The sequence below is a fragment of the Escherichia coli DSM 30083 = JCM 1649 = ATCC 11775 genome (assembly GCF_003697165.2).
In the GTDB taxonomy this organism is placed as follows: Bacteria; Pseudomonadota; Gammaproteobacteria; order Enterobacterales; family Enterobacteriaceae; genus Escherichia; species Escherichia coli.
This window is the reverse complement of sequence record NZ_CP033092.2, coordinates 2,611,974-2,631,444: the sequence shown is the minus strand read 5'-3', so window position 1 is coordinate 2,631,444 and position 19,471 is coordinate 2,611,974. Positions and strand designations below refer to the sequence as shown.

Below are 19,471 nucleotides of genomic sequence, written 5' to 3'. Positions count from 1 at the left end.
ACATCCAGGCGGCGTCCGAACGCGCCGCCGCTCATCGTCTAAGGAGTACTTATGAGCGCGCTATTTCTGGCTATTCCGTTAACCATTTTTGTGCTGTTTGTTTTACCGATCTGGTTATGGCTGCATTACAGCAATCGTTCTGGTCGCAGTGAATTGTCGCAAAGTGAGCAGCAGCGATTAGCGCAACTGGCTGATGAAGCAAAACGGATGCGCGAACGTATTCAGGCGCTGGAATCCATTCTTGATGCAGAACATCCGAACTGGAGGGATCGCTAATGGCGGGCATTAATCTCAATAAAAAATTATGGCGTATTCCGCAGCAGGGCATGGTCCGTGGCGTCTGCGCCGGGATTGCCAACTATTTTGATGTACCAGTAAAACTGGTGCGTATCCTGGTGGTGCTGTCGATTTTCTTCGGTCTGGCGCTGTTTACCCTGGTTGCTTACATCATTTTGTCATTTGCGCTTGATCCAATGCCGGACAACATGGTCTTTGGTGAGCAGCTACCTTCCAGCAGCGAATTGCTGGATGAAGTCGACCGTGAACTGGCGGCAAGTGAAACGCGTTTACGCGAGATGGAACGTTATGTCACTTCCGACACTTTCACGCTGCGTAGCCGTTTCCGTCAACTGTGAGGAAAGTTATGAATACTCGCTGGCAACAGGCCGGGCAAAAGGTGAAGCCTGGGTTCAAATTAGCAGGCAAGCTGGTACTTCTAACCGCACTGCGCTATGGCCCGGCGGGTGTGGCGGGCTGGGCGATAAAATCAGTTGCTCGCCGACCGCTGAAAATGTTGCTGGCTGTGGCGCTGGAACCGCTGTTAAGTCGGGCTGCCAATAAACTGGCGCAGCGTTATAAAAGGTGAGGGGAGTTTCGCAAAAATGGTTAAATCTCAGGCGTATAATGGATAGCAATTTTCATCCATAGAAGGACGCTTACATGTTTAAAAAAGGCTTACTTGCTCTGACACTGGTGTTTTCACTGCCCGTTTTCGCCGCTGAACACTGGATCGATGTTCGTGTTCCAGAGCAGTATCAGCAAGAACACGTTCAGGGGGCCATCAATATTCCCTTGAAGGAAGTGAAAGAGCGCATTGCCACCGCCGTTCCGGATAAAAACGACACCGTGAAAGTGTATTGCAATGCTGGACGCCAGTCAGGGCAGGCAAAAGAGATCCTTAGCGAGATGGGATATACCCACGTTGAGAACGCCGGTGGCCTGAAAGACATCGCAATGCCGAAGGTCAAAGGTTAAAAGAATTCACCATGAGCGGCGCTTATGCGCCGTTTTTTCTGTCACACCCTATTTACATCCCCATAGATTATTTGCGTTAGCTCACAAATACGCTTTTTCCCAGGTAAAAAAAGATTTCCTGCGTGACTAAACCCCTTGAGCTCAATTGACAGTTTATTTTATGCGGAGTAGTCTCTCGTTTCATGGGACCGCTACCACGGAAAGGCAACATGAAACAGAAAATTACGGATTACCTGGACGAAATCTACGGTGGAACATTTACCGCGACTCATTTACAGAAACTTGTAACGCGTCTTGAGAGTGCGAAACGATTAATTACACAGCGACGTAAAAAACACTGGGATGAAAGTGATGTCGTGTTAATTACCTATGCCGATCAATTTCACAGTAATGATTTAAAGCCACTACCCACATTTAATCAGTTTTACCCTCAATGGCTGCAAAGAATTTTTTCACATGTTCATTTATTACCTTTTTATCCATGGTCATCTGATGATGGATTTTCGGTAATTGATTATCATCAGGTCGCCAGTGAAGCGGGGGAGTGGCAGGATATTCAGCAACTCGGTGAATGCAGCCATTTAATGTTTGATTTTGTCTGCAACCATATGTCGGCAAAAAGTGAATGGTTTAAAAACTATTTACAACAGCAGCCAGGTTTTGAAGATTTTTTTATTGCCGTTGATCCGAAAACCGATCTCAGCGCCGTCACTCGCCCGCGTGCGTTACCGTTATTAACGCCATTCCAGATGCGCGATCATTCAATGCGCCATTTATGGACCACCTTTAGCGACGATCAAATTGACCTCAATTACCGTAGCCCTGAAGTGTTGCTGGCGATGGTGGATGTATTGCTGTGCTACCTGGAAAAGGGCGCAGAGTATGTCCGTCTGGATGCCGTTGGCTTTATGTGGAAAGAGCCGGGAACAAACTGCATCCATCTGGAAAAAACACATCTGATTATCAAACTGTTACGGTCGATTATTGATAACGTCGCGCCAGGCACAGTGATCATTACCGAGACCAATGTTCCGCATAAAGACAACATTGCTTACTTTGGCGAAGGCGATGACGAAGCGCATATGGTGTACCAGTTCTCGCTGCCGCCGCTGGTGCTGCATGCGGTGCAAAAACAGAACGTTGAGGCACTTTGTGCGTGGGCGCAAAACCTGACACTACCTTCCAGCAACACCACCTGGTTTAACTTCCTTGCCTCTCACGATGGCATCGGGCTTAACCCACTGCGGGGGTTGTTGCCCGAAAACGAAATATTAGCGCTGGTCGAGGTGTTACAGCAGGAAGGAGCATTAGTAAACTGGAAAAATAATCCCGACGGTACGCGTAGCCCCTATGAAATGAATGTCACCTATATGGATGCGTTGAGCCGCCGTGAGTGTAGCGACGAAGAACGGTGTGCCAGGTTTATTCTCGCCCATGCGATTTTGTTAAGTTTCCCCGGTGTGCCAGCGATATATATTCAAAGCATTCTGGGGTCGCGTAATGATTACGCAGGTGTCGAAAAACTTGGATATAATCGTGCGATTAACCGTAAAAAATACTCTAGTAAAGAGATAACGACAGAACTGAACAATAAAGCGACATTAAGTTATTCGGTATATTATAAGTTGTCGCATTTAATTACACTTCGTCGCAGTCATAAAGAGTTTCATCCGGATAATAATTTCACCATTGATGCGATTAATTCATTTGTAATGCGAATTCAAAGAAGCAATGCGGATGGCGATTGCCTGACGGGATTGTTTAATGTCAGTGAAAATATTCAGCATATAAATATTACTGACCTGCACGGTCGGGATCTGATTAGTGAAGTTGATATATTGGGTAATGAAATAACACTGCATCCCTGGCAGGTTATGTGGATTAAATAAAAAGGAACATTTCATGATTAAATCAAAAATCGTGCTGTTATCAGCACTGGTTTCCTGCACCCTGATTTCAGGCTGTAAAGAAGAAAATAAAAATAATGTATCCATCGAATTTATGCATTCTTCGGTGGAGCAGGAGCGCCAGGCCGTCATCAGCAAATTGATTGCCCGTTTTGAAAAAGAAAACCCAGGTATCACCGTAAAACAAGTGCCCGTGGAAGAAGACGCCTATAACACCAAAGTCATTACCCTTTCACGTAGCGGTTCGCTGCCGGAAGTGATCGAAACCAGCCATGACTACGCCAAAGTGATGGACAAAGAGCAGCTTATCGATCGCCAGGCGGTTGCCACGGTCATCAGCAACGTCGGTGAAGGCGCGTTCTACGATGGCGTACTGCGGATTGTGCGCACCGAAGATGGCAGCGCCTGGACCGGTGTTCCTGTCAGCGCATGGATTGGCGGGATCTGGTATCGCAAAGATGTGCTGGCAAAAGCTGGGCTGGAGGAGCCAAAAAACTGGCAGCAATTGCTGGACGTTGCACAGAAACTGAATGACCCGGCGAATAAAAAATACGGTATTGCGCTGCCTACAGCAGAAAGCGTGTTGACGGAACAGTCTTTCTCCCAGTTTGCGTTATCCAATCAGGCTAACGTCTTTAACGCCGAAGGCAAAATCACCCTTGATACACCAGAGATGATGCAGGCGCTGACCTATTACCGCAACCTTGCTGCCAACACCATGCCAGGTTCTAACGACATCATGGAAGTGAAAGACGCTTTTATGAACGGCACCGCGCCGATGGCGATTTACTCCACCTATATCCTTCCGGCTGTGATTAAAGAAGGCGATCCGAAAAACGTCGGTTTCGTGGTGCCAACCGAGAAAAATTCTGCGGTCTACGGCATGTTGACCTCGCTGACCATTACCGCCGGGCAAAAGGCCGAAGAGACGGAAGCAGCAGAAAAATTTGTCACCTTTATGGAGCAGGCGGACAACATTGCCGACTGGGTGATGATGTCGCCAGGCGCGGCGCTGCCGGTGAACAAAGCGGTGGTGACTACCGCCACCTGGAAAGACAACGACGTTATTAAGGCGCTGGGAGAATTGCCGAATCAGCTAATCAGCGAACTGCCAAATATTCAGGTCTTTGGCGCAGTAGGGGATAAAAACTTTACCCGCATGGGCGATGTGACGGGGTCTGGCGTGGTGAGTTCAATGGTGCATAACGTCACCGTGGGGAAAGCCGATCTCCCTGGCACGCTGCAAGCGAGCCAGAAAAAGCTGGATGAACTGATCGAACAGCACTAAACCCAGGACAGGAATCCGCAATGAACAGGCTTTTTTCAGGTCGTTCCGATATGCCTTTTGCACTGCTGCTTCTCGCGCCCAGCTTATTACTGCTGGGCGGTCTGGTGGCGTGGCCGATGGTGTCGAATATCGAAATCAGTTTTTTACGTCTGCCGCTCAATCCCAACATCGAGGCAACATTTGTTGGGGTGAGCAACTATGTGCGTATTCTCTCCGATCCGGGCTTCTGGCATTCGCTGTGGATGACGGTCTGGTATACCGCGCTTGTGGTGGCGGGCAGCACCGTGCTCGGGCTGGCCGTGGCGATGTTTTTCAACCGCGAGTTCCGCCTGCGCAAAACCGCGCGTTCGCTGGTGATCCTTTCCTACGTAACGCCGTCTATTTCGCTGGTGTTCGCCTGGAAATACATGTTCAACAACGGTTACGGCATTGTGAACTACCTCGGCGTCGATCTTCTGCATCTCTATGAGCAGGCACCGCTGTGGTTCGATAACCCGGGCAGTAGTTTTGTGCTGGTGGTGCTGTTCGCTATCTGGCGCTACTTCCCGTATGCCTTTATCTCGTTTCTGGCGATTTTGCAGACCATCGACAAATCGCTGTACGAAGCGGCAGAGATGGATGGCGCGAATGCCTGGCAGCGGTTTCGCATCGTCACGCTGCCCGCGATTATGCCGGTCCTGGCGACGGTGGTGACCCTGCGCACTATCTGGATGTTCTACATGTTCGCGGATGTTTATCTGCTGACGACCAAGGTCGATATTCTCGGTGTCTATCTCTACAAAACCGCCTTTGCCTTTAATGACTTAGGGAAAGCGGCGGCGATCTCGGTGGTGCTTTTCATCATTATTTTCGCTGTCATTCTGCTGACCAGGAAACGGGTGAACCTCAATGGCAACAAATAAACGCACACTCAGTCGAATCGGTTTTTACTGCGGGCTGGCGCTGTTTCTCATCATCACGCTGTTTCCATTTTTTGTGATGCTGATGACCTCGTTCAAGAGCGCAAAAGAGGCGATCTCGCTGCATCCTACGCTGCTGCCACAGCAGTGGACGCTGGAGCATTACGTCGACATTTTTAATCCGGTGATTTTCCCGTTTGTCGACTACTTCCGTAACAGCATGGTGGTGTCGGTGGTTTCATCCGTGGTGGCGGTATTTCTCGGCATTCTCGGGGCTTACGCGCTTTCCCGCCTGCGCTTTAAAGGGCGGATGACCATCAACGCCAGCTTTTACACGGTGTACATGTTCTCCGGCATTTTGCTGGTGGTGCCGCTGTTCAAAATCATCACCGCACTTGGCATTTACGACACCGAGATGGCGCTGATCATTACCATGGTGACGCAAACCCTGCCCACCGCCGTGTTTATGCTGAAAAGCTACTTCGACACCATCCCTGATGAGATCGAAGAAGCGGCGATGATGGATGGCCTCAATCGTCTGCAAATTATCTTCCGTATCACCGTGCCCCTGGCGATGTCCGGGCTGATATCGGTGTTTGTCTACTGCTTTATGGTGGCGTGGAACGACTATCTGTTTGCGTCGATTTTCCTCTCCAGCGCCAGCAATTTCACCTTACCAGTGGGCCTGAACGCGCTGTTCAGTACGCCTGATTACATCTGGGGACGGATGATGGCGGCCTCGCTGGTGACCGCATTGCCAGTGGTGATTATGTATGCGCTTTCGGAACATTTTATTAAGAGTGGTTTGACCGCCGGTGGCGTGAAGGGCTAAAGCGGCCAGTTTCTTTACAAGGAGTTTTACATGAAAAAGTTAGTAGCCACAGCACCGCGTGTTGCTGCGCTGGTTGAGTATGAAGAGCGGGCGATTTTAGCCAATGAAGTGAAGATCCGCGTGCGTTTCGGCGCGCCGAAACACGGGACGGAAGTGGTTGATTTCCGCGCCGCCAGCCCGTTTATTAATGACGACTTTAATGGCGAATGGCAGATGTTCACCCCGCGTCCGGCAGATGCGCCGCGCGGCATTGAGTTTGGCAAGTTCCAGCTTGGCAACATGGTGGTTGGCGACATTATCGAGTGCGGCAGCGACGTTAACGACTACGCGGTGGGCGACAGCGTATGCGGCTACGGCCCGCTCTCCGAGACGGTCATCATTAACGCAGTGAATAACTACAAGCTGCGCAAAATGCCGCAAGGCAGCTCCTGGAAAAACGCCGTCTGCTACGACCCGGCGCAGTTTGCCATGAGCGGCGTGCGCGATGCCAACGTACGCGTAGGGGATTTTGTGGTGGTGGTAGGGCTTGGCGCGATCGGTCAAATTGCCATCCAACTGGCGAAACGCGCTGGCGCATCGGTGGTAATTGGCGTCGATCCTATCGCCCATCGCTGTGATATTGCCCGTCGCCACGGTGCGGATTTCTGTCTTAACCCCATTGGCGCTGACGTAGGTAAAGAGATCAAAACGCTGACCGGCAAGCAGGGTGCCGATGTGATTATCGAAACCAGTGGCTATGCCGACGCGCTGTAATCGGCACTCCGCGGTCTGGCCTATGGCGGCACCATCTCCTATGTCGCGTTTGCCAAACCGTTTGCCGAAGGTTTTAACCTCGGACGCGAAGCCCATTTCAATAACGCCAAAATTGTTTTCTCCCGTGCGTGCAGCGAGCCGAACCCGGATTATCCGCGCTGGAGCCGTAAGCGTATTGAAGAAACCTGCTGGGAACTGCTGATGAACGGTTATCTCAATTGCGAAGATTTAATCGATCCGGTGGTGACCTTTGCCAACAGCCCGGAAAGCTACATGCAGTATGTCGACCAGCATCCGGAACAGAGCATCAAAATGGGCGTCACGTTTTAATTCAAAGGAATGAAAAGAATGAAAATCGGCACACAGAATCAGGCGTTCTTTCCGGAAAACATTCTGGAGAAATTTCGTTATATCAAAGAGATGGGTTTCGATGGTTTTGAGATTGACGGCAAACTGCTGGTCAACAATCTCGAAGAAGTCAAAGCAGCAATCAAAGAAACCGGTTTACCGGTGACCACCGCCTGCGGTGGCTATGACGGTTGGATTGGCGACTTTATCGAAGAGCGTCGACTTAATGGCTTAAAGCAGATCGAACGCATTCTTGAAGCGCTGGCAGAAGTGGGCGGTAAAGGTATCGTCGTTCCGGCTGCGTGGGGCATGTTTACCTTCCGCTTACCGCCGATGACCTCGCCGCGCAGCCTTGACGGCGATCGTAAAATGGTGAGTGATTCCCTGCGCGTACTGGAACAGGTCGCCGCGCGGACTGGAACTGTGGTGTATCTCGAACCGTTAAACCGCTATCAGGATCACATGATCAACACCCTCGCCGATGCTCGTCGTTACATCGTCGAAAACGATCTTAAACATGTACAGATTATCGGCGATTTCTATCACATGAATATCGAAGAAGATAACCTGGCGCAGGCGTTGCACGACAACCGCGACTTGCTCGGTCATGTGCATATTGCCGATAACCATCGCTACCAGCCGGGCAGCGGCACCCTCGATTTCCACGCGCTGTTTGAACAGCTGCGCGCCGATAACTATCAGGGCTATGTGGTGTATGAAGGGCGTATCCGGGCAGAAAATCCTGCCCAGGCGTACCGTGATTCTTTGGCCTGGTTGCGTACCTGCTAAGAGGTCTTTGTGAAAAGTGCAATGACAAGCTCTCCACTGCGGGTCGCGATAATCGGCGCAGGCCAGGTGGCGGATAAGGTTCATGCTTCGTACTACTGCACCCGCAATGATCTGGAACTGGTGGCTGTCTGTGACAGCCGCCTTTCCCAGGCGCAGGCGCTGGCAGAAAAATACGGGAATGCATCCGTGTGGGACGATCCGCAGGCCATGCTGCTGGCGGTGAAACCTGATGTGGTTAGCGTCTGCTCACCTAACCGTTTTCATTACGAACATACCCTGATGGCGCTGGAAGCTGGCTGCCATGTGATGTGCGAAAAACCGCCCGCCATGACGGCAGAACAGGCGCGGGAAATGTGCGATACCGCGCGCAAACAGGGCAAGGTGCTGGCCTACGACTTTCACCATCGTTTTGCACTCGATACGCAACAGCTGCGTGAACAGGTGACCAACGGCGTTTTGGGAGAGATTTACGTTACCACCGCCCGCGCCCTGCGTCGTTGCGGTGTTCCCGGCTGGGGTGTCTTTACTAATAAAGAATTGCAGGGCGGAGGCCCGCTGATCGACATCGGCATTCATATGCTGGATGCGGCGATGTATGTGCTGGGTTTTCCAGCGGTGAAAAGCGTGACTGCGCATAGCTTTCAAAAGATCGGCACGCAAAAGAGCTGCGGTCAATTTGGCGAGTGGGACCCGGCAACCTACAGCGTCGAAGATTCGCTGTTTGGCACCATTGAATTTCATAACGGCGGCATTCTGTGGCTTGAGACCTCATTTGCACTCAACATCCGCGAACAGTCGATTATGAACGTCAGCTTTTGTGGTGATAAAGCCGGGGCGACGCTGTTTCCGGCACATATCTACACCGATAACAACGGTGAGTTAATGACGCTGATGCAACGGGAAATGGCAGACGACAACCGTCATCTGCGCAGTATGGAAGCCTTTATCAACCACGTACAAGGTAAGCCCGTGATGATAGCCGACGCCGAGCAGGGGTACATCATCCAGCAACTGGTGGCGGCGTTGTATCAATCCGCAGAAACAGGGACGCGTGTGGAATTATGATCAGGCCAGTAACGTTAACGGAACCCCATTTCAGCCAGCATACCCTGAACAAGTATGCTTCGCTGATGGCGCAGGGGAACGGCTATCTTGGGCTTCGCGCCAGCCATGAAGAAGATTACACGCGCCAGACGCGCGGCATGTATCTGGCAGGGCTTTATCATCGGGCGGGTAAAGGTGAAATCAACGAACTGGTGAACCTGCCTGATGTCGTGGGGATGGAGATTGCCATAAATGGTGAGATTTTCTCGTTATCCCGCGAAGCATGGCAGCGTGAGCTTAACTTTGCTAGTGGCGAATTACGTCGCAACGTTGTCTGGCGTACCAGCAACGGCGCAGGTTACACCATCACCAGCCGTCGCTTTGTTTCGGCAGACCAACTGCCGCTCATTGCGCTGGAAATCACTATTACGCCACTGGACGCCGACGCGTTAGTGCTGATTTCAACAGGCATTGACGCCACGCAAACCAACCACGGTCGCCAACATCTCGACGAAACCCAGGTGCGGGTATTTGGTCAGCATCTGATGCAGGGGATCTACACCACCCAGGATGGGCGCAGTGATGTGGCCATCAGCTGTTGCTGTAAGGTGAGCGGTGATGTGCAGCAATGCTATACCGCCAAAGAGCGCCGTTTACTGCAACATACCTGCGCGCAGCTTCACGCAGGTGAGACGCTGACGCTGCAAAAACGGGTGTGGATCGACTGGCGGGACGACAGACAAGCCGCTTTAGACGAATGGGGCAGTGCGTCGCTTCGTCAGCTTGAAATGTGCGCGCAGCAGAGTTACGACCAACTTCTTGCAGCATCAACAGAAAACTGGCGTCAATGGTGGCAGAAACGTCGTATCACGGTAAACGGCGGCGATGCGCACGATCAGCAAGCGTTAGATTATGCGCTTTATCACCTGCGCATCATGACGCCTGCCCACGATGAGCGCAGCAGCATTGCGGCGAAAGGTTTAACCGGCGAAGGCTACAAAGGCCACGTTTTCTGGGATACAGAAGTATTTTTGCTACCGTTCCATCTGTTTAGCGATCCGACGGTTGCCCGAAGTTTACTGCGTTATCGCTGGCACAACTTGCCTGGCGCGCAGGAGAAAGCGCGACGCAACGGCTGGCAGGGCGCTCTGTTTCCGTGGGAAAGCGCGCGTAGTGGCGAAGAAGAGACGCCGGAATTTGCCGCCATTAACATTCGTACCGGGTTGCGGCAAAAAGTGGCCTCTGCGCAGGCGGAACATCATCTGGTGGCCGATATCGCCTGGGCGGTTATTCAATACTGGCGGACCACGGGGGATGAAAGTTTCATTGCTCATGAAGGCATGGCGCTACTTCTGGAGACGGCAAAGTTCTGGATTAGCCGCGCGGTGAGGGTTAACGACCGTCTGGAAATTCATGATGTTATTGGGCCAGATGAATATACCGAACATGTCAATAATAACGCCTTCACCAGCTATATGGCGTATTACAACGTCCAGCAGGCGCTGAATATCGCTCGTCAGTTTGGCTGTAGCGACGACGCGTTTATTCATCGTGCAGAAATGTACCTCAAAGAACTGCTGCTGCCAGAAATTCAGCCCGACGGCGTTTTGCCGCAGGATGATTCGTTTATGGCTAAGCCGGTGATTAATCTGGCGAAATACAAAGCGGCGGCGGGGAAGCAAACCATTCTGCTGGATTATTCACGCGCAGAAGTGAACGAGATGCAGATCCTCAAACAAGCTGATGTGGTGATGCTCAATTACATGCTGCCGGAGCAGTTCTCAGCGGCATCGTGTCTTGCCAATCTGCAATTTTATGAACCGCGCACTATTCACGACTCGTCATTAAGTAAAGCAATCCACGGCATTGTTGCCGCACGCTGTGGCCTGCTGACCCAAAGTTATCAGTTCTGGCGCGAGGGGACTGAAATCGATCTTGGTGCTGATCCACATAGCTGTGATGACGGTATCCACGCTGCCGCAACTGGCGCTATCTGGCTGGGGGCGATTCAGGGTTTTGCCGGGGTGAGCGTGCGTGACGGTGAATTACATCTCAATCCGGCGTTACCTGAGCAGTGGCAACAGTTGTCTTTCCCTCTGTTCTGGCAGGGCTGCGAATTACAGGTCACTCTCGACGCGCAGCGTATTGCGATTCGAACTTCTGCGCCCGTTTCACTGCGCTTGAACGGTCAGCTTATTTACGTCGCTGAAGAATCTGTTTTCTGTTTGGGGGATTTTATTTTGCCCTTCAATGGGACCGCTACCACGCATCAGGAGGGTGAATGAAACTGCAAGGGGTAATTTTCGATCTGGATGGAGTAATCACAGATAGCGCACATCTGCATTTCCAGGCGTGGCAGCAGATTGCCGCTGAAATTGGCATCAGCATTGATGCGCAGTTTAACGAATTCCTAAAAGGGATCAGCCGCGATGAGTCCCTGCGGCGAATTCTGCAGCACGGGGGTAAAGAGGGCGATTTTAACCCACAGGAACGGGCGCAACTGGCGTATCGCAAAAATCTGCTTTACGTCCACTCACTGCGCGAACTGACGGTTAATGCTGTGCTGCCTGGCATTCACAATTTGCTGGTAGATCTCCGAGCACAGCAGATTCCGGTTGGGCTGGCTTCTGTCTCCCTGAATGCGCCGACGATTTTAGCAGCGCTGGAGCTGCGCGAGTTTTTCACCTTCTGCGCGGACGCTTCCCAACTCAAAAATTCGAAACCGGACCCGGAAATCTTTCTCGCCGCCTGTGCAGGGCTGGGCGTGCCGCCACAGGCATGTATCGGCATTGAAGATGCGCAGGCGGGCATTGAAGCCATTAACGCCAGCGGTATGCGCTCGGTGGGGATCGGCGCGGGCTTAACCGGGGCGCAATTATTGTTGCCCTCAACGGACTCCCTGACCTGGCCGCGGTTATCGGCCTTCTGGCAAAACGTATAGCAAAGGAATCAACATGGCACAGCTTTCGTTACAACATATTCAAAAGATCTACGATAACCAGGTGCATGTGGTGAAGGACTTCAACCTGGAGATTGCCGATAAAGAGTTCATCGTGTTTGTCGGTCCGTCGGGCTGCGGTAAATCGACCACCCTGCGTATGATTGCCGGGCTTGAGGAGATCAGCGGCGGTGATCTGTTGATCGACGGCAAACGAATGAATGACGTTCCAGCCAAAGCACGCAATATCGCGATGGTGTTCCAGAACTACGCGCTGTATCCGCATATGACGGTCTACGACAACATGGCGTTTGGCCTGAAGATGCAAAAAATCGCCAGAGAGGTGATTGATGAGCGGGTGAACTGGGCGGCGCAAATTCTCGGCCTGCGTGAGTACCTGAAACGCAAGCCGGGCGCGCTTTCCGGCGGGCAACGTCAGCGAGTGGCGCTTGGGCGGGCGATTGTGCGCGAAGCGGGCGTGTTTTTAATGGATGAGCCGCTCTCTAACCTGGATGCCAAGCTGCGCGTGCAAATGCGCGCAGAGATCAGCAAGCTGCATCAGAAACTGAACACCACCATGATCTACGTGACCCACGATCAGACCGAAGCGATGACCATGGCGACGCGGATTGTCATTATGAAGGATGGGATTGTTCAGCAGGTCGGTGCGCCGAAAACGGTTTATAACCAACCTGCGAATATGTTTGTTGCCGGATTTATTGGATCACCAGCGATGAATTTTATTCGCGGCACGATCGATGGCGATAAATTCGTTACGGAAACGCTTAAATTAACCATACCCGAAGAGAAATTAGCGGTTCTGAAAACACAGGAAAGTTTGCATAAGCCCATCGTAATGGGAATACGCCCGGAAGATATTCATCCGGACGCGCAAGAGGAAAATAACATTTCCGCCAAAATTAGCGTGGCGGAATTAACCGGTGCGGAATTTATGCTCTACACCACGGTTGGGGGGCACGAGTTAGTGGTCCGTGCTGGTGCGTTAAATGATTATCATGCAGGAGAAAATATCACTATTCATTTTGATATGACTAAATGTCATTTCTTTGATGCAGAAACGGAAATAGCAATTTGCTAAATACAGGGGGAAGGCATTCTCCTAGGATAATACAAGGAACAATAATGAAAAAGTTATTACTCTGTACCGCACTGGTGATGTGTGCGGGAATGGCCTGCGCACAGGCCGAGGAAAAGAACGACTGGCACTTTAATATCGGCGCGATGTACGAAATAGAAAACGTCGAAGGTTATGGCGAAGATATGGATGGGCTGGCGGAGCCTTCTGTCTATTTTAATGCCGCCAACGGGCCGTGGAGAATTTCTCTGGCCTATTATCAGGAAGGGCCGGTAGATTATAGCGCGGGTAAACGTGGAACGTGGTTTGATCGCCCGGAGCTGGAGGTACATTATCAGTTCCTCGAAAGCGATGATTTCAGTTTCGGTCTGACTGGTGGTTTCCGTAATTATGGTTATCACTACGTTGATGAACCGGGTAAAGACACGGCGAATATGCAGCGCTGGAAAATTGCGCCAGACTGGGATGTGAAACTGACTGACGATTTACGTTTCAACGGTTGGCTGTCGATGTATAAATTTGCCAACGATCTGAATACGACCGGTTATGCTGATACCCGTGTCGAAACGGAAACAGGTCCGCAATATACCTTCAACGAAACGCTTGCCTTGCGAGTGAACTATTATCTCGAGCGTGGTTTCAATATGGATGATAGCCGCAATAACGGTGAGTTTTCCACGCAAGAAATTCGCGCCTATTTGCCGCTGACGCTCGGCAACCACTCGGTGACGCCGTATACGCGCATTGGGCTGGATCGCTGGAGTAACTGGGACTGGCAGGATGATATTGAACGTGAAGGCCATGATTTTAACCGTGTGGGTTTATTTTACGGTTATGATTTCCAGAATGGTCTTTCCGTTTCGCTGGAATACGCGTTTGAGTGGCAGGATCACGACGAAGGCGACAGCGATAAATTCCATTATGCGGGTGTTGGGGTGAATTACTCGTTCTGATAATGTGCTAAATTGCCGGATGCGGGGCGAGCGCCAAATCCGGCATACATTTATTTCAACGACATATGCGTAGCAACGGTAATATTTTGTGGTGACGGTTTTCCGGCAATTAACTGGAATAATAACTCGCAGCTTCGTTGACCTAACTCCTGCGTCGGAACATCGATGCCGCCTGGTGCAGGCGTTAATATAAACGACAGCGTTTCATTACTATAACCCACCACCGCTAACTGCTGCGGAATAGCAATGTTTTTCTCTGCCGCCGCACGATAAATACTCATTAATTTCAGGCTGTCAGTAGCAAACACTGCCTCAGGCAACGGTGACTGGCTTAATAATTCCCGTGCTGCTTTTAATGCTGTCTCATGGGTATAACCGCCGTCAACAATCCATTCATCACGCACTGCAATATTATGCGTAGCCAGGCTTTGCTTATAACCATTTACCCGATCCACTGAAACATGAACATCAAGCGGCGCATGCAGGCAGGCAATATTCTTATGCCCGCTTTCAATTAACGCATCGGTTAGCGCAATACTGTCGCCATAATTATCGGTATCGACGGAATAAACATGGCTGTATTGACCTTCAACTTTGCCAATTACCACTACCGGAATATCATATTTATCGAGTTGGGCAAAAAATGACTCATCCGCTGGCGAACTTAGCATAATAATGCCTTTAATCATTTTCTGCTTAATTTTGCTTTCGCATTTATGTAAGTCTTCTGCCAGGTTGTGCGACGTCTGCAATATCACGTCGAAACCTTCTTCTTCAGCTTTGGCGGTGATGGCATGTAAAACTTCCGAGAAAAACGGATTACCCGCCGTAGTTTTGGTCGAACGGGTAGAAATCACCATAATGGCATCAAAACCCGAAGAGGTCAGCGCGCGTGCCAGCTTGTTTGGTTGATACTGTAATTCTTCAATGGCCCGTAACACTTTTTCGCGCGCTTCCGGGGAGATATTGGTTTGCTTATTCAGCACGCGTGATACGGTGGATTTTGATACGCCTGCAACCCTGGCAATATCATAAATAGTAGGGGACATAGGTCAGGAACTCCGTCCGAACGTGAATGCTGCACATCTTATGGAGTTCGCCCGTCGATGACAACACGGGTAGTTGATAATCAATGGCCTGGCCCCCACATTCATATTCTTACGAACGATTTTTTTTCTGGTCTTCAGAGCAGCACAGGACAGCAATGAAGCGACTTAAAAATGAACTCAATGCGCTGGTGAATCGGGGTGTCGACAGACATCTGCGCCTCGCTGTAACCGGACTTAGCCGCAGCGGCAAAACAGCGTTTATCACCGCGATGGTTAATCAGTTGCTCAATATTCATGCCGGAGCACGTTTGCCGCTTTTAAGTGCGGTGCGTGAAGAGCGCCTGCTGGGCGTAAAACGCATTCCCCAGCGTGACTTTGGCATTCCGCGCTTCACCTATGATGAAGGGTTGGCGCAGTTATATGGCGATCCTCCCGCCTGGCCGACGCCTACGCGCGGCGTCAGTGAAATTCGCCTGGCGTTACGTTTTAAATCGAACGATTCGCTGCTGCGCCACTTTAAGGACACCTCCACGCTGTATCTTGAGATTGTGGATTATCCCGGCGAATGGCTGCTCGACCTGCCGATGCTGGCACAGGACTATTTTAGCTGGTCGCGCCAGATGACGGGCTTACTCAATGGTCAGCGCGGCGAATGGTCGGCGAAATGGCGAATGATGTGCGAAGGGCTGGACCCGCTAGCGCCTGCCGACGAAAACCGGCTGGCAGACATTGCCGCCGCGTGGACCGATTATCTCCATCACTGCAAACAGCAGGGGCTGCACTTTATTCAGCCAGGACGCTTTGTTTTGCCTGGCGATATGGCAGGAGCGCCCGCGCTGCAATTCTTCCCATGGCCAGATGTCGATGCCTGGGGCGAGTCTAAACTGGCGCAGGCCGATAAACACACCAACGCCGGAATGTTGCGCGAGCGTTTTAATTATTACTGCGAGAAAGTGGTGAAGGGGTTCTATAAGAATCACTTCCTGCGTTTTGACCGCCAGATTGTGCTGGTGGACTGCCTGCAACCGCTCAACAGTGGACCACAGGCATTTAATGATATGCGTCTGGCGCTGACGCAGCTGATGCAAAGTTTCCACTACGGGCAGCGTACCCTGTTCCGGCGTTTGTTTTCGCCGGTTATTGATAAGCTATTGTTTGCTGCCACTAAAGCGGACCATGTGACCATCGATCAGCACGCCAATATGGTTTCATTGCTGCAACAACTGATTCAGGATGCCTGGCAAAATGCGGCGTTCGAAGGGATCAGTATGGACTGCCTGGGGCTGGCGTCTGTTCAGGCGACCACCAGCGGAATTATTGATGTTAACGGTGAGAAAATCCCGGCGCTGCGCGGTAATCGACTCAGCGATGGCGCACCGCTCACTGTTTATCCTGGCGAAGTTCCCGCACGTTTGCCTGGTCAGGCGTTCTGGGATAAGCAAGGCTTCCAGTTTGAGGCGTTTCGTCCGCAGGTGATGGATGTCGACAAACCGCTACCGCATATTCGTCTTGATGCTGCGCTGGAATTTTTAATAGGAGATAAATTGCGATGACCGAACCGTTAAAACCACGTATTGATTTCGACGGTCCACTGGAGGTCGATCAGAATCCAAAATTCAGGGCGCAGCAGACCTTTGACGAAAATCAGGCGCAAAATTTTGCCCCAGCCACGCTCGATGAAGCGCAGGAAGAAGAGGGGCAAGTTGAAGCGGTAATGGATGCAGCGTTACGTCCGAAACGCAGCCTGTGGCGCAAAATGGTGATGGGCGGGCTGGCTCTGTTTGGCGCAAGCGTTGTCGGGCAGGGCGTGCAGTGGACAATGAACGCCTGGCAAACCCAGGACTGGGTGGCGCTGGGTGGATGTGCCGCTGGGGCATTGATTATCGGCGCTGGCGTAGGTTCTGTGGTAACAGAGTGGCGGCGCTTATGGCGCTTGCGACAGCGCGCCCATGAACGCGACGAAGCGCGCGATTTGTTGCACAGTCACGGCACGGGTAAAGGCCGTGCATTCTGCGAAAAACTGGCGCAGCAGGCGGGCATCGATCAGTCACATCCGGCGCTGCAGCGCTGGTATGCCTCAATCCATGAAACGCAGAACGATCGTGAAGTGGTCAGCCTGTATGCTCACCTGGTCCAGCCAGTTTTAGATGCCCAGGCGCGGCGCGAAATCAGCCGTTCGGCAGCGGAATCAACGTTAATGATTGCCGTTAGCCCACTGGCGCTGGTGGATATGGCGTTTATCGCCTGGCGCAATCTGCGTTTGATTAATCGCATCGCCACGCTGTATGGCATTGAACTGGGATATTACAGCCGTTTGCGCCTGTTTAAGCTGGTATTGCTGAATATTGCTTTTGCCGGAGCCAGCGAACTGGTGCGCGAAGTGGGGATGGACTGGATGTCGCAAGATCTCGCTGCGCGTTTGTCTACCCGGGCAGCTCAGGGGATTGGTGCTGGACTTCTGACGGCACGACTGGGGATTAAAGCTATGGAGCTTTGCCGCCCGCTGCCGTGGATTGACGATGACAAACCTCGCCTCGGGGATTTCCGTCGTCAGCTTATCGGTCAGGTGAAAGAGACGCTGCAAAAAGGCAAAACGCCCAGCGAAAAATAATGCAATATCGGGTGCTGACCGGATATCTTTACGCCGAAGTGCCCGTTTTTCCGTCTTTGTGTCAATGATTGTTGACAGAAACCTTCCTGCTATCCAAATAGTGTCATATCATCATATTAATTGTTCTTTTTTCAGGTGAAGGTTCCCATGCGTCTGGAAGTCTTTTGTGAAGACCGACTCGGTCTGACCCGCGAATTACTCGATCTACTCGTGCTAAGAGGCATTGATTTACGCGGTATTGAGATTGACCCCATTGGGCGAATCTACCTCAATTTTGCTGAACTGGAGTTTGAGAGTTTCAGCAGTCTGATGGCCGAAATACGCCGTATTGCAGGTGTTACCGATGTGCGTACTGTCCCGTGGATGCCTTCCGAACGTGAGCATCTGGCGTTGAGCGCGTTACTGGAGGCGTTGCCTGAACCTGTGCTCTCTGTCGATATGAAAAGCAAAGTGGATATGGCGAACCCGGCGAGCTGTCAGCTTTTTGGGCAAAAATTGGATCGCCTGCGCAACCATACCGCCGCGCAATTGATTAACGGCTTTAATTTTTTACGCTGGCTGGAAAGCGAACCGCAAGATTCGCATAACGAGCATGTCGTTATTAATGGGCAGAATTTCCTGATGGAGATTACGCCTGTTTATCTTCAGGATGAAAATGATCAACACGTCCTGACCGGTGCGGTGGTGATGCTGCGATCAACGATTCGTATGGGCCGTCAGTTGCAAAATGTCGCCGCCCAGGATGTCAGCGCCTTCAGTCAAATTGTCGCTGTCAGCCCGAAAATGAAGCATGTTGTCGAACAGGCGCAGAAACTGGCGATGCTAAGCGCGCCACTGCTGATTACGGGTGATACCGGCACCGGAAAAGATCTCTTTGCGTATGCCTGTCATCAGGCAAGCCCCAGAGCGAGCAAACCTTACCTGGCACTGAACTGTGCGTCTATACCGGAAGATGCGGTCGAGAGTGAACTGTTTGGTCATGCTCCGGAAGGGAAGAAAGGGTTCTTTGAGCAGGCGAACGGTGGTTCGGTGCTGTTGGATGAAATAGGTGAGATGTCACCACGGATGCAGGCGAAATTACTGCGTTTCCTTAATGATGGCACCTTCCGTCGGGTTGGCGAAGACCATGAGGTGCATGTCGATGTGCGGGTGATTTGTGCTACGCAGAAGAATCTGGTCGAACTGGTGCAAAAAGGCGTGTTCCGTGAAGATCTCTATTATCGTCTGAACGTGTTGACGCTCAATCTGCCGCCGCTACGTGACTGTCCGCAGGACATCATGCCGTTAACCGAGCTGTTCGTCGCCCGCTTTGCCGACGAGCAGGGCGTGCCGCGTCCGAAACTGGCCGCTGATCTGAATACTGTACTTACGCGTTATGCGTGGCCGGGAAATGTGCGGCAGTTAAAGAACGCTATCTATCGCGCACTGACACAACTGGACGGTTATGAGCTGCGTCCACAGGATATTTTGTTGCCGGATTATGACGCCGCAACGGTAGCCGTGGGCGAAGATGCGATGGAAGGTTCGCTGGACGAAATCACCAGCCGTTTTGAACGCTCGGTATTAACCCAGCTTTATCGCAATTATCCCAGCACGCGCAAACTGGCAAAACGTCTCGGCGTTTCACATACCGCGATTGCCAATAAGTTGCGGGAATATGGTCTGAGTCAGAAGAAGAACGAAGAGTAAGCGTGAATATGCCTGATGGTG

At 51.5% G+C, this 19,471-nt stretch carries 18 protein-coding genes and 1 pseudogene; 18 read left to right on the top strand and 1 reads right to left on the bottom strand.

All coding sequences use genetic code 11. The features are described 5' to 3' along the window. Positions 1-51 precede the first annotated feature (51 nt). The 15 genes and pseudogenes from pspB to ompG all read left to right on the top strand — a co-directional run bounded on the left by pspB (position 52) and on the right by ompG (position 14,101). Complete coding sequence (pspB, locus tag EAS44_RS13790; protein WP_001274963.1) at positions 52-276, top strand: envelope stress response membrane protein PspB; 225 nt, start codon at positions 52-54, stop codon at positions 274-276. After that, a complete protein-coding gene (pspC, locus tag EAS44_RS13785; RefSeq protein WP_000907391.1) occupies positions 276-635 on the top strand; it encodes an envelope stress response membrane protein PspC in 360 nt (119 codons plus the stop codon). The genes pspB and pspC overlap by 1 nt, the downstream gene beginning before the upstream one ends. Before the next feature lie 8 nt (positions 636-643). Beyond that, positions 644-865, top strand: coding sequence for a phage shock protein PspD (pspD, locus tag EAS44_RS13780; RefSeq protein WP_001295585.1), 222 nt, complete (start codon positions 644-646; stop codon positions 863-865). A 74-nt stretch (positions 866-939) separates the two neighbouring features. After that, positions 940-1,254, top strand: a complete 315-nt coding sequence (gene pspE, locus EAS44_RS13775; RefSeq protein ID WP_000473128.1) for a thiosulfate sulfurtransferase PspE — start codon at positions 940-942, stop codon at positions 1,252-1,254. Positions 1,255-1,463: 209 nt separating this feature from the next. Next, a complete protein-coding gene (ycjM, locus tag EAS44_RS13770) occupies positions 1,464-3,143 on the top strand; it encodes a glucosylglycerate phosphorylase (protein ID WP_001351258.1) in 1,680 nt (559 codons plus the stop codon). 13 nt (positions 3,144-3,156) lie between these two features. After that, positions 3,157-4,449: an ABC transporter substrate-binding protein gene (ycjN, locus tag EAS44_RS13765; protein WP_000597482.1), complete on the top strand. Its 1,293-nt coding sequence runs from the start codon at positions 3,157-3,159 to the stop codon at positions 4,447-4,449. Between the two features lie 20 nt (positions 4,450-4,469). Continuing rightward, entirely contained in the window at positions 4,470-5,351 is an 882-nt protein-coding gene (gene ycjO / locus EAS44_RS13760) for a carbohydrate ABC transporter permease (protein ID WP_001080777.1), read from the top strand. Next, positions 5,338-6,180: a carbohydrate ABC transporter permease gene (gene ycjP, locus EAS44_RS13755; protein ID WP_000224674.1), complete on the top strand. Its 843-nt coding sequence runs from the start codon at positions 5,338-5,340 to the stop codon at positions 6,178-6,180. Before ycjO ends, ycjP begins: the two co-directional genes overlap by 14 nt. Positions 6,181-6,210: 30 nt before the next feature. Next, a pseudogene (gene ycjQ, locus EAS44_RS13750) lies at positions 6,211-7,263 on the top strand (zinc-dependent alcohol dehydrogenase). Positions 7,264-7,281: 18 nt separating this feature from the next. Next, positions 7,282-8,070: a sugar phosphate isomerase/epimerase family protein gene (gene ycjR / locus EAS44_RS13745; RefSeq protein WP_001313788.1), complete on the top strand. Its 789-nt coding sequence runs from the start codon at positions 7,282-7,284 to the stop codon at positions 8,068-8,070. A gap of 9 nt (positions 8,071-8,079) precedes the next feature. Beyond that, complete coding sequence (gene ycjS / locus EAS44_RS13740) at positions 8,080-9,135, top strand: Gfo/Idh/MocA family protein (RefSeq protein ID WP_000833576.1); 1,056 nt, start codon at positions 8,080-8,082, stop codon at positions 9,133-9,135. Then, positions 9,132-11,399 carry a kojibiose phosphorylase gene (ycjT, locus tag EAS44_RS13735; protein WP_000620932.1) on the top strand — a complete coding sequence of 756 codons (2,268 nt, stop codon included), beginning with the start codon at positions 9,132-9,134 and terminating at the stop codon, positions 11,397-11,399. The genes ycjS and ycjT overlap by 4 nt, the downstream gene beginning before the upstream one ends. Beyond that, entirely contained in the window at positions 11,396-12,055 is a 660-nt protein-coding gene (gene pgmB, locus EAS44_RS13730) for a beta-phosphoglucomutase (protein ID WP_000775761.1), read from the top strand. The genes ycjT and pgmB overlap by 4 nt, the downstream gene beginning before the upstream one ends. 13 nt (positions 12,056-12,068) lie before the next feature. Then, complete coding sequence (locus EAS44_RS13725) at positions 12,069-13,151, top strand: ABC transporter ATP-binding protein (protein WP_000057991.1); 1,083 nt, start codon at positions 12,069-12,071, stop codon at positions 13,149-13,151. Between the two features lie 44 nt (positions 13,152-13,195). Beyond that, positions 13,196-14,101 carry a monomeric porin OmpG gene (ompG, locus tag EAS44_RS13720; RefSeq protein WP_001331646.1) on the top strand — a complete coding sequence of 302 codons (906 nt, stop codon included), beginning with the start codon at positions 13,196-13,198 and terminating at the stop codon, positions 14,099-14,101. Positions 14,102-14,151: 50 nt separating this feature from the next. Here ompG and ycjW read toward each other — a convergent pair whose 3' ends face one another. Next, positions 14,152-15,150, bottom strand: coding sequence for a LacI family DNA-binding transcriptional regulator (gene ycjW, locus EAS44_RS13715; RefSeq protein ID WP_000075354.1), 999 nt, complete (start codon positions 15,148-15,150; stop codon positions 14,152-14,154). A gap of 155 nt (positions 15,151-15,305) precedes the next feature. On the opposite strand from ycjW, the gene ycjX reads away from it, so the two are divergent. The 3 genes from ycjX to tyrR all read left to right on the top strand — a co-directional run bounded on the left by ycjX (position 15,306) and on the right by tyrR (position 19,450). Further along, positions 15,306-16,703, top strand: coding sequence for a YcjX family protein (ycjX, locus tag EAS44_RS13710; protein WP_000825760.1), 1,398 nt, complete (start codon positions 15,306-15,308; stop codon positions 16,701-16,703). Beyond that, positions 16,700-17,761, top strand: a complete 1,062-nt coding sequence (gene ycjF / locus EAS44_RS13705; RefSeq protein ID WP_000138728.1) for a YcjF family protein — start codon at positions 16,700-16,702, stop codon at positions 17,759-17,761. The genes ycjX and ycjF overlap by 4 nt, the downstream gene beginning before the upstream one ends. 147 nt (positions 17,762-17,908) lie before the next feature. Then, entirely contained in the window at positions 17,909-19,450 is a 1,542-nt protein-coding gene (tyrR, locus tag EAS44_RS13700; protein WP_001296041.1) for a transcriptional regulator TyrR, read from the top strand. The last annotated feature ends 21 nt before the right edge of the window (positions 19,451-19,471 follow it).

Bases quoted from the DNA above. Each gene is read 5' to 3' on its own strand.
- pspD (WP_001295585.1), top strand. From the start codon at position 644: ATGAATACTCGCTGGCAACAGGCCGGGCAAAAGGTGAAGCCTGGGTTC.
- ycjP (WP_000224674.1), top strand. From the start codon at position 5,338: ATGGCAACAAATAAACGCACACTCAGTCGAATCGGTTTTTACTGCGGG.
- ycjR (WP_001313788.1), top strand. From the start codon at position 7,282: ATGAAAATCGGCACACAGAATCAGGCGTTCTTTCCGGAAAACATTCTG.
- ycjW (WP_000075354.1), bottom strand. From the start codon at position 15,150: ATGTCCCCTACTATTTATGATATTGCCAGGGTTGCAGGCGTATCAAAA.
- ompG (WP_001331646.1), top strand. From the start codon at position 13,196: ATGAAAAAGTTATTACTCTGTACCGCACTGGTGATGTGTGCGGGAATG.
- pspE (WP_000473128.1), top strand. From the start codon at position 940: ATGTTTAAAAAAGGCTTACTTGCTCTGACACTGGTGTTTTCACTGCCC.
- pspC (WP_000907391.1), top strand. From the start codon at position 276: ATGGCGGGCATTAATCTCAATAAAAAATTATGGCGTATTCCGCAGCAG.
- tyrR (WP_001296041.1), top strand. From the start codon at position 17,909: ATGCGTCTGGAAGTCTTTTGTGAAGACCGACTCGGTCTGACCCGCGAA.
- pspB (WP_001274963.1), top strand. From the start codon at position 52: ATGAGCGCGCTATTTCTGGCTATTCCGTTAACCATTTTTGTGCTGTTT.
- pgmB (WP_000775761.1), top strand. From the start codon at position 11,396: ATGAAACTGCAAGGGGTAATTTTCGATCTGGATGGAGTAATCACAGAT.
- ycjM (WP_001351258.1), top strand. From the start codon at position 1,464: ATGAAACAGAAAATTACGGATTACCTGGACGAAATCTACGGTGGAACA.
- ycjO (WP_001080777.1), top strand. From the start codon at position 4,470: ATGAACAGGCTTTTTTCAGGTCGTTCCGATATGCCTTTTGCACTGCTG.
- ycjN (WP_000597482.1), top strand. From the start codon at position 3,157: ATGATTAAATCAAAAATCGTGCTGTTATCAGCACTGGTTTCCTGCACC.
- ycjT (WP_000620932.1), top strand. From the start codon at position 9,132: ATGATCAGGCCAGTAACGTTAACGGAACCCCATTTCAGCCAGCATACC.
- ycjF (WP_000138728.1), top strand. From the start codon at position 16,700: ATGACCGAACCGTTAAAACCACGTATTGATTTCGACGGTCCACTGGAG.
- ycjX (WP_000825760.1), top strand. From the start codon at position 15,306: ATGAAGCGACTTAAAAATGAACTCAATGCGCTGGTGAATCGGGGTGTC.
- EAS44_RS13725 (WP_000057991.1), top strand. From the start codon at position 12,069: ATGGCACAGCTTTCGTTACAACATATTCAAAAGATCTACGATAACCAG.